Here is a 15,172-nt window from a genome sequence, read left to right as displayed (position 1 = left end):
CCGCCGCCCTGTGGACCCCTTTTCGCATCTCTCGTACGACTTACCGGATGCCGTACGCCCGCACGACCGTCTGGGTGACGGCCGCGCCGTTCGTGTGGGTGAGCTCCACCTTCAGCGTCACCTGCCGGCCGACCAGGTCGGTGCCGGTGTCGAGGACGGCGACCTCGGTGCCCTTGCCGTCGTCGGCGGCGGGCGGGGCACTGCGCGCCGGGTTGACGGAGCCGTCGTAGACCGCGATGAGCGGGAGCTTCTTGGTGTGCGCGTCGTCGTGGCCCTGCCGGATCAGGCCGGTGACGTTGAAGAGTTCCTGGTCGGCCTTGCCGGTGGCGAGGGCCTTGACGGCGCTCTCGGGGTAGACGTAGAGGTGCTTGCCGTTCTGGCGGGTCTGCACGAGCGGCTGCGAGCCGTCCTCGCGCGGCATCGCGGTGGCGGCGGTGCCGCCGGCCGGGGCGGTGGACACCAGGATCCGGTCGCCGGTGACCAGGGTCACGGTGACGGGGGCAGTCGGCTGCTTTCCGGCCGCCTCGCTCCCGGTGACCGGTCCGTTCCCCGCTCCTCCCGGCGCTCCGTCGACCGGCTGTGCCGCCGACGGGCCGGCGAAGGTGACGGCCAGGACGGCCGCGGTCGCCGCTCCCCGTGCCGTGCGCGATGTCGGGCGCATCGCTCTCCCCAGGTGAATTCCGGCCAGCTGCTGCATTGCAGGGCAAAGCTGCCCGCAAACGGCTCCTGACCGGCGGATGTTGGTGCTGCGGTGGCGTCACCTTGGCAGAGGGCCGGGGGGTGCGGCGATGATGTCCGAGGCGGGTTTGCGCCGTGGCCGCTTCCCGCCAGGAACGGCGTCAAGAGGGTGGGTGGACGGGTTGCTGAGTGCGATAGGCCTGGACGAGGGGCAGGAGTCGGCGTACCGCGCGCTGGTGGCGCTGGGGGCGGCGGAGGTACCGGACCTGGCGCACCGGCTGGCGCTGCCGGTCCCGCAGACCGAGCGGGCGTTGCGGCACCTGGAGCGACACGGGCTGGCGGCGCAGTCCTCCGCCCGGCCGGGGCGGTGGGTGGCGGCGCCGCCAGGGGTGGCGTTGGGGGCGCTGCTCACCCAGCAGCGGCACGAGCTGGAGCAGGCGGAGCTGGCGGCGGCGCGGCTGGCGCAGGAGTACCGGGCGGAGGCGGCCGAGCCGTCCGTGCACGACCTGGTGGAGGTGGTGACGGGCGCGAGCGCGGTGGCGCACCGCTTCCACCAGCTACAGGTCGGCGCGGCGCAGGAGGTGTGCGCCCTGGTCAGCAGCCGGCCCCAGGTGGTGACGGCGATGGACAACGAGGCGGAGGAGCAGGCCGCCGCGCGGGGCGTCGAGTACCGGGTGGTGATCGAGCGGGACGTACTGACCCTGCCGACCGGGATCCGGGAGGCGTCGACGGCGCTCGCGCGGGGCGAGGGCGTCCGGGTGACCCAGCAGGTTCCGACCAGGCTGGTGATCGCGGACCGGTCCCTCGCGCTGGTGCCGCTGACGGGGCCCGGGGCGGAGCCCGCGGCGCTGGTGGTGCACGCGTCGGGGCTGCTGGAGTCGCTGACGGGGCTGTTCGAGGCGGTGTGGCGGGAGGCGCTGCCGCTGCGGCTGGGGGCGGCGGGGGCGGAGGAGTCCGAAGGCGTTCCCGACACCACGGACCTGGAGATCCTGACGCTGCTGCTGGCCGGGATGACCGACGCGAGCGTGGCGAAGCACCTGGATCTGGGGTTGCGGACGGTGCAGCGGCGGGTCAAGGGCCTGATGGAACTGTCCGGGGTGACGACCCGGCTCCAGCTGGGCTGGCACGCGTACGAACGGGGCTGGGTGGCCCGATAGGTCCTGGTCGGTCAGGCTGAGCGCATGGATCTGCCTCAGCTGCTCCTGGTGGGGCTGGTGCTCCTGCTGGGAGTGCTCGGGGTGCTGGTCCCGGGGGTTCCGGGGACCTGGCTGGTCTGGGCGGGGGTGCTGTGGTGGACGCTGCACGAGCGGTCGGCGCTCGCGTGGTCCCTCCTGGTCGCGGCGACGGCGCTGCTGCTGGTGGTCCAGGTGATCAAGTGGGAGTTGCCGCCACGGCGGCTGCGCGGAGTGGGCGTCACCCGCCGGATGGCCGTGTACGCGGGTGCGGGTGCGCTGCTCGGTTTCGTGGTGGTTCCGGTACTGGGGGCGGTTCCGGGGTTCGTGGGCGGCATCTACCTGTGCGAGCGGCTGCGGCTGGGCACCCACGGCGAGGCCCGGGCCTCGGTGCGCGCGGTGATGCGTGCGGTGGGGACGAGCGTCCTGGTGGAGCTGTTGGCATGCCTGATGGTGGTGGGCGCCTGGCTCGGGGCGGTACTGGCCGGCTGACCGGGCCGCGCGGACAACGATCCGCGACGGGCACGGCACGCGCGGCACGACATGGCACGGCACGCGCGGCACGGCACTACATGGCACGGCCTAGTTGTATTGCCCTGTGAGGTTGGGGACGCGGCTGGCGGGTGGTTTGCCTGCGAGCGCGGTGTGTCCGCGGTGGTGATTGTAGGTGTGCAGCCACTGCGGGAACGCTGCCCGGCGTTCGGCTTCTGACTGGTAGGGGCGTGCGTAGGCCCACTCGTCCAGGAGGGTGCGGTTGAGGCGTTCGACCTTGCCGTTGGTCTGCGGGCGGTAGGGCCGGGTTCGCTTGTGGGTGATCCCGGCCGCCGCCAGCAGGTCGCGCCAGGCGTGGGACTTGTAGCAGGAGCCGTTGTCGGTCAGGACGCGTTCGACGGTGATCCCGCAGGCGGTGAAGTAGGCCTGGGCCCGGGTCCAGAAGGCGGTGGCGGTTTCCTTCTTCTCGTCGGCCAGGATCTCGCTGTAGGCGAGGCGGGAGTGGTCGTCGACGGCAGTGTGGATGTAGCTGTAGCCGGCGCCGGACTTCTTTTGCGGCCCGCCGGGCGGCCGAGGGCCTTGTGGCCGCCGCCGTCGGGGATGTTGCCGAGCTTCTTGATGTCGACGTGGACCAGTTCACCGGGCTTGTCGCGTTCGTAGCGGCGTATGACGCGGCCGGTGGCCCGGTCCAGGTGGGACAGGCGGGCCAGGTGGTAGCGGGTCAGGACGCGGTGGACGGTCGAGGGCACCAGTCCCAGGAGATGTGCGATGCGGGCCGGTCCCCACCTGCGAAGGAGGCGGATCTTGATGATCCGGCGTTCGGTGCGGGACGGTGTCCGGCGCGGGCTGTGGCGCGGGCGCGAGGACCGGTCACCCATGCCGGCTTCACCGTGCGCGCGGTAGCGGTCGGCCCACCGCTGGGCGGTCGTCGGTGAGACTTGGAAACGCTCGGCGGCACGCCGATACGGCCAGCCGTCCTCGACCACGCAGCGGGCCAGACGCAGCCGTCCGGTCTCGGTCAGAGGTGCATTACGGTGGGGCATGAGGGCCTTCTGTCGTTCGGTGGAGATGTCGCAATCCACACCGAACCCGGAAGGCCCTCACCCGTTCAAGAGACCTCAGCCGAGACCTCCATCACCCGTCCACAACCTCCCGGGGCAATACACCTAGTGCCATGGGCCTAGGGACGGGTCGGGCGCAGGCCCGATGCGGGGGGGCCCGCGGCGCCGCGAGGCTGGGGGCATGACGGAGTTCAAGGGTTTCAGCGAGGCGGAGTCGGCGTACCTCGGGTCGCAGCGTCTGGGGCGGCTGGCGACGGTGGACGCGGCCGGGCAGCCGCAGGCGAACCCGGTGGGGTTCTTCCCGCAGGAGGACGGCACGGTACTGGTCGGCGGTCTGGCGATGGGATCGACGAAGAAGTGGCGCAACTTGCAGCACAATCCGCGCCTCTCGCTGGTCGTGGACGACCTGGTGAGCATGCGGCCGTGGAAGGTCCGGGGCATCGAGATCCGCGGCCGCGCCACGCTGGAGGTGGGCCCGCACGCGCTGGGTCCGCACTTCAGCCAGGAGGTGATCCGGATCCACCCGGAGCGGGTGTTCGCGTGGGGCCTGGACGGGTGACGCCCGGTCCCTGGCGGGGCAGGGACCGGGCGTCACCCGTCAGCCGGTGCGGTCAGTGGCGGCCGGTGCGCTTCGCCTCGTAATTGGCGCGGCCCTCCGCCGACTTCATGCGCCAGTCCCGGCGGATCTCGGAGCGCAGCCTCGCGTCCGTCTTGGCGACGATCCGCTGGTTCTCGCGCAGCAGCTTGCGGTAGCTCTCCAGGCGCCGCTGCGGCAGTGCGCCGGTCTCGACGGCTTCGAGCACCGCGCACCCCGGCTCGGCCTCGTGCGCGCAGTCGTGGAAGCGGCAGTCGGCCGCGTACTCCTCGATCTCCGAGAAGACCTGGCCGACCCCGACCTCCGCGTCCCACAGGCCGACCCCGCGCAGTCCCGGCGTGTCGATGAGGACGCCCCCGCCGGGCAGGGCCAGCAGGTTGCGGGTGGTGGTCGTGTGGCGGCCCTTGCCGTCCACGTCGCGGGTCGCCTGGACGTCCATGACCTCGGAGCCCAGGAGCGCGTTGGCGAGCGTGGACTTGCCCGCGCCGGAGATGCCGAGCAGCACGCTCGTACCGCCGGCGACGACCGCCGCCAGGACGTCCGTGCCCTCCCCGGTGAGGGAGGAGACGGTGAGGACGTCGACGCCGGGCGCCGTGGTCTCCACGTCCTGGACCAGGTGCGCGAGCGTCACCGGGTCAGGTACGAGGTCGGCCTTGGTCAGGACGACCAGCGGCTGTGCGCCGGACTCCCAGGCGAGGGCCAAGAAGCGCTCGATGCGGCCCAGGTCGAGCTCGACGGCCAGGGAGACCGCGATGATCGCGTGGTCGACGTTGGCGGCGAGGATCTGCCCCTCGGACCGCTGGGAGGAGGTGGAGCGGACGAAGGCGGTCCGGCGCGGCAGGTACGTCCTGACGTACCGGGGGCTGCCGGCCGCCTCGACCACGGCCCAGTCACCGGTGCAGATGACGCGGAGCGGGTCGTGCGGGGTGACGAAGGCGGTGTCGGCGCGCACGGTGCCGTCCGCGGTCATGACGTCGCACTGGCCGCGGTCGACCCGCACCACGCGGCCGGGCACCAGGCCCTGCTCGGCGTACGGGGCGAACTCGGCCTCCCACGCCTCGTCCCAGCCGAAGGGGGTGAGGGCGTGCGAGTACGAAGGAGAAGACGCAGAGGTGGAGAAAGACAAGGGGAACCCTTCACAGGGTGGCCCCGGCAGCGCGCGCTCGATGGCGCGCGAAGGGTGTGAGGTCAGCCGGAGACCACGGAAATGACATTGATGGTCTTCTGGGTGCGGTTCGCGCCCTGCGTGACGACAGTCATCAATGAACTCACCTCCGGGTCATGCACGTACTGGCAGTTCCTCGCCCACCGGCGGGAACTCGATCACCGTAGCAAGTGCGATCCGGCGCATGCCAGTTCTTTTTCCGGACGCTTCCGCAGCGCGCCGCCGTCGGCCACCGGCACGTGTCCGATTCGTTCAAGACCGGCGCATCCGGCGGCTCCTAGCCTGGGCGCATGACTCCCCGAATCGATCTGATCGGCCTGGTCGTCTCCGACATGGCCGCCTCGCTCGCCTTCTACCGCCGTCTGGGCCTGGACGTTCCGGCCGGGGCGGAGGAGCAGCCGCACGTGGAGGCCGTCCTCCCCGGCGGGCTCCGCATCGCCTGGGACACGGAGGACGTCGTCCGCTCCTTCGACCCGTCCTGGACCCGCCCCACCGGGGACGGGCGGCGGGAGCTCGCGTTCCTGTGCGACTCCCCCGCCGAGGTGGACGCGGTGTACGCGGAACTGACGGACGCCGGGTACGAGGGCCATCTGGAGCCCTGGGACGCCTTCTGGGGGCAGCGCTACGCCGTCGTGCGCGACCCGGACGGCTGCGGCGTCTCGCTGTTCGCCGCCGCGTAGGCCCCCGGGGTGGTCCCGGCCAGTGCCCGCACCTCGCGGCCCAGGTGGGCCTGGTCGGCGTATCCGGCCCGGTAGGCCACCTCGGCCTGCGGCATCCCCTGCCGGGCCAGCTCCAGCGCCCGCTGGAGCCGCAGCACCCGTCCGAGGGTGCGGGGTCCGTAGCCGAAGGCGTCGAGGGAGCGGCGGTGCAGCTGGCGCGCCCCGAGGCCGACCGCCGCGGCCACGGCGGCCACCGACTCCCCCGCGCGGAGCCCGGCCGCCACCCGTGCGGCGAGGGGGTCGGGGGGCGCGCTCCGGGCCGCGCGGCTGCGGGCCAGCCGCTCCAGCCCCGCGCCGGGGTCCTCGTACGCGCCCATCCGCTCGGCGAGGCCGCGCACCTCCGGCCCCGGCCAGAGGTCGGCCAGCTCGACCCGCCGGTCGCGCAGCTCGTACGCCGGTACGCCGAGCAGTGCGGGCGCGGTACCGGGGGCGAACCTCAGGCCGGTGAAGACCCCGCCCGGGACCTCTGCGGCGGGGTGGGGTCCGGTGTCGGGTCCGGCCACGAGGAGGCGTCCGCCGACCCACAGCAGGTCCATGCAGCCGTCGGGCAGCACGGGCCCGCCGGGCGCCCCGGAGCGCCGCCACACGATCGCGCCGGGCACCAGCGGGGACAGCCGTTCCTCGTACACGGCACCAGGCTACGGCGGGCCCGGCGGCCGGTGCCCGGCGGTCACGGGCCCGGCGGTCACGGGCCCGGCGGTCACGGGCCCGGCGGTCAGTGCCGGCGGCCGGTGCCGGCCGTCAGTGCTTGCGCAGCCGGGAGGAGTAGTCCTCCGGCGGCAGGAAGTTCGACCACCGCTCCGGGAACTCGGAGGGCATCCCGGCGTCGCCCTCCTCGTCGTCCTCCGATTCGCCCTCGGCCAGCGCCCGCCAGGCTGCGGCGCGCGCGATCAGCTGCGCGGCCTCGGCCTCGCGGGCCCGCTCGTTGGCCTCGCGGGCCGCGGCGGTGGCCACGGACGGCCAGACGCGGTCGATGGCGGCGTTCACGGCAGCGCCGACCAGGACCGCGAAGGCCGAGACGCCGATCCACAGCAGCACGGCGACGGGCGCGGCCAGCGATCCGTAGATGGTCGGGCCCTCGACGGTGTTCGTGAGGTAGATCCGCAGCAGGAACGAGCCCAGCACCCACATGGCGAGCGCCACGAGCGCGCCCGGCACGTCCTCGATCCACGGGGAGCGCACGGGTACGGACACGTGGTAGAGCGTGGTCAGGAAGGCGATGGACAGCAGGGTGACCGTCGGCCAGTAGAGGACCGCGATCACTTCGGTGCTCCAGGGCACCCAGCGGACGACGGCGTCCGGACCGGCCACCATCAGCGGCAGCACGATCGCGCCGATCACCAGTGCGACCACGTACAGCAGGAAGGCGAGCAGCCTCGTCTTGACGATGCCGCGCTGGCCGTCGAGCCCGTACATCACGGTGATGGTGTCGATGAAGACGTTGACGGCCCGCGAACCCGACCAGAGGGCGAAGGCGAAGCCGAGGGAGATCAGGTCGGGGCGGCCTCCGCGGGTCACGTCGTCGAGCATCGGCTTGGCGACTTCGTTGACGCCCCGGTCGGAGAGCACCGTGCCGACCGCGCGCAGGATGTTCTCCTCGATGGAGGCCACGAAGGTGCCGCCCGTCCAGCCGTCGACGTACCCGAGCAGGCCCAGCAGGCCCAGGAACAGCGGCGGCAGCGACAGGAGCGTGAAGAACGCCGCCTCGGCCGCCAGGCCGAGGATCCGGTACTCGATGCACGAATTGACGGTGTCCTTCAGCAGCAGCCACGCCATCTTGCGCTTGGAGACGTTGCGGTAGAGGGCGCGGGCCCGATGGAGCCGCCCGGGGACCCGCTCGGGTGTTTCGTTTGCTGGCTGCACGTCCTTACGGTATCCGCATGGCAGCCACCACCCACACCGTCATCAATCAGGCCCCGCCCCTGGTGGGCTACGACGTCTACGGCACCGACCGGGCCCTGCGCGAGGGCGTGGAGCGGCACCTGTCGGCCTCGGCGCCCGAACTCCTCGACGAGGTGCGGCAGGAGCTCTCGGAACTCGGGCGGTCCGCGGGCTCGGCGCAGGCCCAGGGATGGGGCGCGCAGGCCAACGAGAACCCTCCGAAACTGCGTACGCACGATCGGTACGGACACCGGATCGACGAGGTGGAGTTCCACCCGGCGTGGCACCGGCTGCTCGGGCACGCGGTGGGCGCCGGGCTCACCGATGCGTGGGGCCGGCCGGCCGGGCACCTGCGCCGCGCGGCCGGGTTCTTCGTCTGGTCGCAGGCCGAGGCGGGCAACGGCTGCCCGCTGTCGATGACGCACGCGGCCGTGCCGGCACTGCGGGCGGACCCGGAGCTGGCCGCCGAGTGGGAGCCGCGGCTGACCTCGCACGTGTACGAGGAGGAGCTGCGGCCGCCCGCGCAGAAGGCCGGCGTGCTGTTCGGCATGGGGATGACGGAGAAGCAGGGCGGCAGCGACGTACGGGCGAACACGACGGTGGCGAAGCCGCTGGACGCGACGGGCGAGTACCTGCTGACGGGGCACAAGTGGTTCTGTTCGGCGCCGATGTCGGACGGGTTCCTGGTGCTGGCGCAGGCGGCGTCGGCCGGGAAGGACCGGCTGACCTGCTTCCTGGTGCCGCGGGTGCTGCCGGACGGCACGCGCAACGCGTTCGCGATCCAGCGGCTGAAGGACAAGCTCGGCAACCGGTCGAACGCGTCGGCCGAGGTGGAGTTCGACGGGACGTGGGCGCGGCGGGTCGGCGAGGAGGGGCGGGGGGTGCGGACCATCATCGACATGGTCGCGGCGACCCGGCTGGACTGCGTGCTGGGCTCGGCGGCGCTGATGCGGCAGGCGCTGACACAGGCCGTGCACCATGCGGAGCACCGCTCTGCTTTCGGAGCACGGCTCATCGAGCAGCCTCTGATGCGCAACGTGCTGGCCGACCTCGCCCTGGAGTCGGAGGCGGCCACGACGCTGGCGCTGCGCCTGGCGGCCGCCTACGACGCCGGGACGGAGCAGGAGCGGGCCTTCCTGCGCATCGCGGTGCCCGCCGCGAAGTACTGGGTGACCAAGCGCTGTACGCCGATGGTGGCGGAGGCGTTGGAGTGTCTGGGCGGCAACGGCTACGTCGAGGAGTCGGGGCTGCCGCGGCTGCTGCGCGAATCCCCGCTGAACTCGATCTGGGAGGGCTCGGGCAACGTACAGGCCCTGGACGTCCTGCGGGCGCTCCAGCGGGAGCCGCAGGCGCTGAACGCGTTCCTCCAGGAAGTGGGGCGGGCGCGGGGCGCCGACCACCGGCTGGATTCGGCCATCAAGGGGCTGCTGACGGAGCTCGCGGACCTAGAGGGCATCGAGGCGCGGGCGCGCCGGGTCGTGGAGCGCATGGCGCTGGTGCTCCAGGGGTCGCTGCTGGTGCGCTGGGCGCCGCCGGAGGTGGCGGACGCGTTCTGCGCCTCGCGGCTGGGCGGCGACCGGGGGTCGGCCTTCGGCACGCTGCCGCACACCCTGGGACTGGCTGCGCTGGTCGAACGGGCGCGGATCGCGGGCTAGGTTCCGGGCCCTGTCCCCAAACAGGTCCGAGCCGGGATCCGGGCACCCGTCGACCGGGAGCAGGAGTGGCGCCGCGCCGACTCGGCGCCACCCCTGAACCGAAAGCCCCGAGGAGGAGCTGTCACGTCGCGAGGCGACGTCCGGACAGTTTCCGTCGGGTGACCGGGACTTGGCGAGAGTTGCATACCGTTGCAACCCTCTGAGTCGGAACCGTCCGCCGTGCGTGCCCGGGGAAGGCACGTGCGGTCGGCGCGGGCGGTTCCCTCGTACGTCCTGTTCCACACGGGGAGGTTCCGGTGGCCCACACCGCAGGCAGCACGGTCGATGTGGCACGCATCTCGGCCATGGACGCGCGGGAGGCCGCGCGTCTGCTCAAGGGGGTGCGGGCGGCCGCGCTGGCCGGGGACCGGCCGCCGGCGGAGCCCCGGCCAGAGATCGCCGAGTCCTGGCGCCGGATGCTGGCCCGCGGGGTGCACCCGGACCGGGACGCGCGCTCGCGGATGCTGTCGGCGGCCGAGACGGAGGAGCGGCGGCAGGTGTCGCCGCTGCGGGAGGTCCTGCCGGTACTGCGCGAGGGGCTGCTGCCGGCGTTGGACGCGACACTGCACATCATGGTCGTCGCCGACGCGGAGGGGCGGCTGCTGTGGCGGGAGGGGGCGTCGTCGATCCTGCGCAAGGCGGACCGGCTGGGGTTCTCGGTGGGCGCCGACTGGGCCGAGGCGGTGGTCGGCACGAACGGGGTGGGCACCGCTTTGGTGGCCCGCCAGCCCGTGCAGGTGTTCTCGGCGGAGCACTTCGTCTCCAGCCACCACGAGTGGACCTGCGCGGGGGCGCCGGTGCGCGACCCCCGGGACGGGCAGCTGCTGGGCGTGGTGGACGTCAGCGGGCCACTGGCCACCATGCACCCGGCCACCCTGGCGTGGGTGAGCGCCGTGGCCCGGCTCGCGGAGCGGGAGCTGCGGGTGCGGCACCTGGAGTCGCTGGAGCGGTTGCGGGCGGTCGCTGCGCCGCTGCTGGCCAGGCTGCCGGGGCAGGCCCTGGCAGTGGACCCGCACGGCTGGACGGCGGCCGTGACGGGCCTGGCGCCGACGGACCGGGTCCCGCTGCCGAAGGGGTTCGGGCCCGGCCGGGTGTGGGTGCCGCAGCTCGGGGACTGCGTGGTGGAGCCGCTGCCGGGCGGCTGGCTGCTGCGCGTCGCGCAGGCACCGGGGACGGCGACGGCGGCGAGCCGGGTCGTCCTGGACCTGAGCCGTCCGCGCACGTGGTCGGCGACGGTGTACGGGGCCGCAGGGAGCTGGTCCCGGGAACTGAGCCCGCGCCACGCGGAGCTCCTCTTCCTGCTGGCGGAGGGCCCGCGCGGGCGGTCGGCCGCGGAGCTCGCGGCGGAGCTGTTCGGGGACCCGACGCGGACGGTGACGGTCCGGGCGGAGCTGTCCCGGGTCCGGCGGCACCTGGGCGGGGTCCTCACGCACCGCCCGTACCGCTTCGCGGACGACGTCGAGGTGGAACTGATCCGCCCGCAGGACCCGGCGGCGCTGCTGCCCCACTCCACGGCGCCGGCTGTGATCAAGGCCCGCCTGGGCCGCTCGGGGTCGGCCGTGATTCCCTGACCTGCATGAGCACCATCACCCTCACCACCTGGTCCCTGGAAATGACCTCGCCGCAGGACCTGGTCCGGGCCGCCGTCCCAGGGCCTGAGATCCATGTCCAGCGGGCGGAGCTCCCCTCGCCGGAGTTCAGCCGCTTCCTCTACGCCTCGGTGGGCGGTGACATCCACTGGACGGACCGGCTGTCGCTGACCCGTGCGCAGTGGGTGGAGCAGCTGAACCGTCCCGGCGTGGAGACGTGGGTGGCGTACGACCGCGGCACGCCGGCGGGGTACGTGGAGCTGGACCCGCAGGACGACGGCGTGGTGGAGATCATGTACTTCGGACTGCTCCCGGACTTCCGGGGGCGCCGCATCGGGGGCCACCTGCTGACGCTGGGCGTCGAAGCGGCGTGGTCCCTGGCCGACCGCTGGCCGGGACGCGAGGAGACGGCGCGGGTGTGGCTGCACACGTGCAGCCAGGACGGCCCGACGGCCATGGACAACTACCTGCGCCGCGGCTTCAAGGTGTTCAAGACGGAGACGGAGGAGAAGGCCGCCACCCTGACGCCGGGCCCCTGGCCGGGGGCGTAGCCGGTACGGCATCCGGGGCGCGGGGACGCGGGGGCCGGGCCCGTCACGCTCCCCGCGGCGTGCCTGCGGGCCCCGCGCGCCGCTCGGCGTCCCGCCCGACCCCCGGCGGGTGGCTGTCCGAAGGACCGGGGACCGGATGCGGCGCCGGCGGTGTTCGCGAGAGTGCGGCGGGGCCGCGGGAAGGCGGGCGGGCCGGCCGGCCGCGTTTGTGACGCCGATGTCGACCGGCGCAGGGGACGGGGCGGGCGGTCGCGCACGGGGCCGCACCACGGCGGCCCCCGAATGCAGCGCCGGGGGATCGTCACGTCGGACATCACGGGGCCGATGCGCAGCGCACCGCCCTGGCGGCCGGTTCCCGGGCCACCACGTCGGCGGGCCGTGCGCCGGCGAGGTTCCGACGGGAGGGCCCCCGGGGCGGCGCCGGGATCACCGCCACGCCGACACCGCTGCGACCCCGAGGTCCCCGGGACCCCTCCGCCCTCGGCCCCGGCGCCGCCCCGCGGGGTGGCGGGTAGCGTGGGCGCGGAGCGGCGGCCGGATCCCGCGCTCCCCCGCTGCGTGACCGGCGTCACGTCATCTCGCATTTCGGGACTACATCGTCCGCATTATGGACAGTAGTGGACTCCTCCAATCGGCACATGACACGCTTCCGCCATGAATGGAGCTGGAATTGCCTTGGTGAGTCGGCGGCACGTCGACCTCGGCCGCATGTCCAGTGCCATCTGTTCGGCGCGCTGACGGAACCAGCCACCGCCGGACAGCGCCCCGCACAGCGTCGTCGCGGAGGCGACCAGCCCGCAGTCCCCCGAAGGCAGAACACCGCCCTGACCACCGGCACAACCGGAATCGGGCGGCGGTCGGCCGCACCTGCTTCAGCAGCAGGGCCGATGCCAGGGGCACTCGCCGCCCCTCCCCCTGCCCTTGCACCGAGCCGCCGAAGAAGGACGTACCGCCATGGCCGCCACCCCCGAAACGCCCGCCGCCGCGCGCCGAAAGACCGGCCGCCACCGCGGTGAGGGTCAGTGGGCCGTTGGACACCACACCCCCCTCAACGGCAACGAGCAGTTCAAGAAGGACGACGACGGTCTCAATGTGCGGACACGCATTGAGACGATCTACTCCAAGACGGGCTTCGACTCGATCGACCCCAACGACCTGCGCGGACGCATGCGCTGGTGGGGTCTGTACACCCAGCGCAAGCCCGGGATCGACGGCGGCAAGACCGCGATCCTGGAGCCGGAGGAGCTGGACGACAAGTACTTCATGCTGCGCGTGCGCATCGACGGCGGCCGGCTGACCACCGAGCAGCTCCGCGTCATCGGCGAGATCTCGCAGGAGTTCGCGCGCGGGACCGCCGACCTCACCGACCGCCAGAACGTGCAGTACCACTGGATCCGGATCGAGGACGTCCCGGAGATCTGGCGCCGCCTGGAGGCCGTCGGCCTGTCGACCACCGAAGCCTGCGGTGACACGCCCCGCGTCATCCTCGGCTCGCCCGTCGCCGGCATCGCCCAGGACGAGATCATCGACGGCACGCCCGCCATCGACGAGATCTACCGCCGCATCGTGGGCAACCCGGACTTCTCCAACCTGCCCCGCAAGTTCAAGTCCGCGGTCTCCGGCTCGCCGCTGCTCGACGTGGCGCACGAGATCAACGACGTGGCGTTCGTCGGCGTGCAGCACCCCGAGCACGGCCCCGGCTTCGACGTCTGGGTCGGCGGCGGCCTCTCCACCAACCCCAAGCTGGGCGTCCGCCTGGGCACCTGGGTCTCGCTCGACGAGGTCCCGGACGTCTACGAGGGCGTCATCTCGATCTTCCGCGACTACGGCTACCGGCGCCTGCGCACCCGCGCCCGGCTGAAGTTCCTCGTCGCCGACTGGGGCCCGGCCAAGTTCCGCCAGGTCCTGGAGGACGAGTACCTGAAGCGCAAGCTGACCGACGGCCCCGCGCCCGAGCAGCCCAGCGGCCAGTGGCGCGACCACGTCGGCGTGCACCCCCAGCAGGACGGCAGGTTCTACGTGGGCTTCGCGCCCCGCGTAGGCCGCGTCGACGGTGCCACCCTGACCAAGATCGCGGACGTCGCCGAGCAGCACGGCTCCGGCCGCCTGCGCACCACCGCCGAACAGAAGATGATCGTCCTCGACGTCGAGGCGGACCGCGTCGACTCCGTCGTCGCCGCGCTGGAGGCACTGGACCTGCGGGTCGAGCCGTCGCCGTTCCGCCGCGGGACGATGGCCTGCACCGGCATCGAGTTCTGCAAGCTGGCCATCGTCGAGACGAAGGCGCGCGGCGCCTCGCTGATCGACGAGCTGGAGCGCCGCCTGCCGGAGTTCGCCGAGCCGCTGACCATCAACATCAACGGCTGCCCGAACGCCTGCGCCCGTATCCAGGTGGCGGACATCGGTCTCAAGGGCCAGCTGGTCCTGGACGACGACGGCAACCAGGTGGAGGGCTACCAGGTCCACCTGGGCGGCGCACTCGGCCTGGAGGCCGGCTTCGGCCGCAAGGTCCGCGGCCTCAAGGTCACCGCGGCCGGTCTGCCCGACTACGTCGAGCGGGTCGTCACGCGCTTCCAGGAGCAGCGCGGGGACGGCGAGCGCTTCGCCGCGTGGGTGACCCGTGCGAAGGACGAGGACCTCTCGTGAGCGAGCGCGCGGCCCCGTTCCACTGCCCGTACTGCGGTGACGAGGACCTGTTTCCGAACGAGACGGGTCACGGCGCCTGGGAATGCAGGGCCTGCAACCGAGCCTTCCAGCTGAAGTACCTCGGGCTGCTGGCCCGGGGCGTTCAGTCCGATACCGCTGGAGGGGACCAGATATGACGACGAGTCAGGCAGTGGAGACGCGCGACCTCAAGGCGCTGGCCGAGCAGGCGGGCCGGGACCTGGAGGACGCGTCCCCGCTGGAGATCCTCACGTGGGCGGCCGAGACCTTCGGCAAGAAGTTCGCCGTGACCTCGTCCATGGAGGACGCGGTGGTCGCCCACCTGGCCTCCCGCGCCTTCCCCGGCGTGGACGTGGTCTTCCTCGACACGGGCTACCACTTCGAGGAGACCATCGGCACCCGCGACGCGGTCGAGGCCGTGATGGACGTCAACGTCATCACGCTCACGCCGCGCCAGTCGGTGGCCGAGCAGGACGCGCAGTACGGCCCGAAGCTGCACGACCGCGACCCCGACCTGTGCTGCGCGCTGCGCAAGGTCAAGCCGCTGGAAGAGGGTCTGACCGCGTACGAGGCGTGGGCGACGGGCCTGCGCCGCGACGAGTCCCCCACCCGGGCGAACACCCCCGTGGTCGGCTGGGACGAGAAGCGGCAGAAGGTCAAGGTCTCCCCGATCGCCCGCTGGACGCAGGACGACGTGGACGCGTACGTCGCGGAACACGGTGTCCTGACCAACCCGCTGCTGATGGACGGCTACGCCTCGGTCGGCTGCGCGCCCTGCACCCGCCGTGTCGCGCAGGGCGAGGACGCGCGGGCCGGCCGCTGGGCCGGACGGGCCAAGACCGAGTGCGGACTGCACGGCTGATGACCGATATCGAAGAACCGCTTCTCAAAGAACCGACGGAGACGAGAAC

15 protein-coding genes and 1 pseudogene are annotated in these 15,172 nt (G+C 72.9%); 11 read left to right on the top strand and 5 right to left on the bottom strand.

Going from position 1 to position 15,172, the window contains the following annotated elements; genetic code table 11:
• Window positions 1-40: 40 nt before the first annotated feature.
• Window positions 41-661, bottom strand: coding sequence for a hypothetical protein (locus OHA65_RS29730; RefSeq protein WP_405762726.1), 621 nt, complete (start codon window positions 659-661; stop codon window positions 41-43).
• A 199-nt stretch (window positions 662-860) separates the two neighbouring features.
• Here OHA65_RS29730 and OHA65_RS29725 point away from each other — a divergent pair, with 199 nt between their 5' ends.
• On the top strand, window positions 861-1,835 hold the full coding sequence (locus OHA65_RS29725; RefSeq protein WP_327285836.1) for a helix-turn-helix domain-containing protein: 975 nt from the start codon (window positions 861-863) through the stop codon (window positions 1,833-1,835).
• Window positions 1,836-1,859: 24 nt separating this feature from the next.
• The gene (locus tag OHA65_RS29720) at window positions 1,860-2,342 is read left to right on the top strand and encodes a DUF456 domain-containing protein (RefSeq protein WP_327279257.1); all 483 of its coding nucleotides are present in this window, start codon (window positions 1,860-1,862) and stop codon (window positions 2,340-2,342) included.
• Window positions 2,343-2,432: 90 nt separating this feature from the next.
• Here the strand turns inward: OHA65_RS29720 and OHA65_RS29715 are convergent.
• A pseudogene (locus OHA65_RS29715) lies at window positions 2,433-3,385 on the bottom strand (IS481 family transposase).
• A gap of 199 nt (window positions 3,386-3,584) precedes the next feature.
• On the opposite strand from OHA65_RS29715, the gene OHA65_RS29710 reads away from it, so the two are divergent.
• A complete protein-coding gene (locus OHA65_RS29710; RefSeq protein ID WP_327279256.1) occupies window positions 3,585-3,962 on the top strand; it encodes a PPOX class F420-dependent oxidoreductase in 378 nt (125 codons plus the stop codon).
• A gap of 52 nt (window positions 3,963-4,014) precedes the next feature.
• On the opposite strand, the gene rsgA is transcribed toward OHA65_RS29710, so the two are convergent.
• Window positions 4,015-5,124, bottom strand: coding sequence for a ribosome small subunit-dependent GTPase A (gene rsgA, locus OHA65_RS29705; protein ID WP_327279255.1), 1,110 nt, complete (start codon window positions 5,122-5,124; stop codon window positions 4,015-4,017).
• 329 nt (window positions 5,125-5,453) lie between these two features.
• On the opposite strand from rsgA, the gene OHA65_RS29700 reads away from it, so the two are divergent.
• Window positions 5,454-5,843, top strand: a complete 390-nt coding sequence (locus tag OHA65_RS29700) for a VOC family protein (RefSeq protein WP_327279254.1) — start codon at window positions 5,454-5,456, stop codon at window positions 5,841-5,843.
• On the opposite strand, the gene OHA65_RS29695 is transcribed toward OHA65_RS29700, so the two are convergent.
• Both OHA65_RS29695 and OHA65_RS29690 read right to left on the bottom strand, forming a co-directional pair.
• Window positions 5,786-6,511, bottom strand: coding sequence for a helix-turn-helix domain-containing protein (locus tag OHA65_RS29695; RefSeq protein WP_405762723.1), 726 nt, complete (start codon window positions 6,509-6,511; stop codon window positions 5,786-5,788). The two genes, OHA65_RS29700 and OHA65_RS29695, sit on opposite strands and share 58 nt — an antisense overlap.
• A 112-nt stretch (window positions 6,512-6,623) precedes the next feature.
• On the bottom strand, window positions 6,624-7,745 hold the full coding sequence (locus OHA65_RS29690) for a YihY/virulence factor BrkB family protein (protein ID WP_327279252.1): 1,122 nt from the start codon (window positions 7,743-7,745) through the stop codon (window positions 6,624-6,626).
• Window positions 7,746-7,762: 17 nt separating this feature from the next.
• Here OHA65_RS29690 and OHA65_RS29685 point away from each other — a divergent pair, with 17 nt between their 5' ends.
• The 7 genes from OHA65_RS29685 (at window position 7,763) to OHA65_RS29655 (ending at window position 15,123) form a co-directional block, all read left to right on the top strand.
• Complete coding sequence (locus OHA65_RS29685) at window positions 7,763-9,418, top strand: acyl-CoA dehydrogenase family protein (RefSeq protein WP_327279251.1); 1,656 nt, start codon at window positions 7,763-7,765, stop codon at window positions 9,416-9,418.
• 344 nt (window positions 9,419-9,762) lie between these two features.
• Window positions 9,763-11,028, top strand: a complete 1,266-nt coding sequence (locus tag OHA65_RS29680; protein WP_327285835.1) for a GAF domain-containing protein — start codon at window positions 9,763-9,765, stop codon at window positions 11,026-11,028.
• A gap of 5 nt (window positions 11,029-11,033) precedes the next feature.
• On the top strand, window positions 11,034-11,597 hold the full coding sequence (locus OHA65_RS29675; RefSeq protein WP_327279250.1) for a GNAT family N-acetyltransferase: 564 nt from the start codon (window positions 11,034-11,036) through the stop codon (window positions 11,595-11,597).
• 654 nt (window positions 11,598-12,251) lie between these two features.
• Window positions 12,252-12,335, top strand: coding sequence for a putative leader peptide (locus tag OHA65_RS29670; RefSeq protein WP_351782709.1), 84 nt, complete (start codon window positions 12,252-12,254; stop codon window positions 12,333-12,335).
• A gap of 216 nt (window positions 12,336-12,551) precedes the next feature.
• Complete coding sequence (locus tag OHA65_RS29665) at window positions 12,552-14,243, top strand: nitrite/sulfite reductase (protein ID WP_327279249.1); 1,692 nt, start codon at window positions 12,552-12,554, stop codon at window positions 14,241-14,243.
• Window positions 14,240-14,419 carry a hypothetical protein gene (locus tag OHA65_RS29660; protein WP_327279248.1) on the top strand — a complete coding sequence of 60 codons (180 nt, stop codon included), beginning with the start codon at window positions 14,240-14,242 and terminating at the stop codon, window positions 14,417-14,419. Before OHA65_RS29665 ends, OHA65_RS29660 begins: the two co-directional genes overlap by 4 nt.
• Window positions 14,416-15,123: a phosphoadenylyl-sulfate reductase gene (locus OHA65_RS29655; protein WP_327279247.1), complete on the top strand. Its 708-nt coding sequence runs from the start codon at window positions 14,416-14,418 to the stop codon at window positions 15,121-15,123. Before OHA65_RS29660 ends, OHA65_RS29655 begins: the two co-directional genes overlap by 4 nt.
• Window positions 15,124-15,172 lie beyond the last annotated feature (49 nt).

Origin of the sequence: Streptomyces sp. NBC_00045 (genome assembly GCF_045041095.1) — a bacterium.
In the GTDB taxonomy this organism is placed as follows: Bacteria; Actinomycetota; Actinomycetes; order Streptomycetales; family Streptomycetaceae; genus Streptomyces.
The sequence above is the reverse complement of the archived record's forward strand: the minus strand, read 5'-3'. Positions and strand labels throughout refer to the sequence as shown.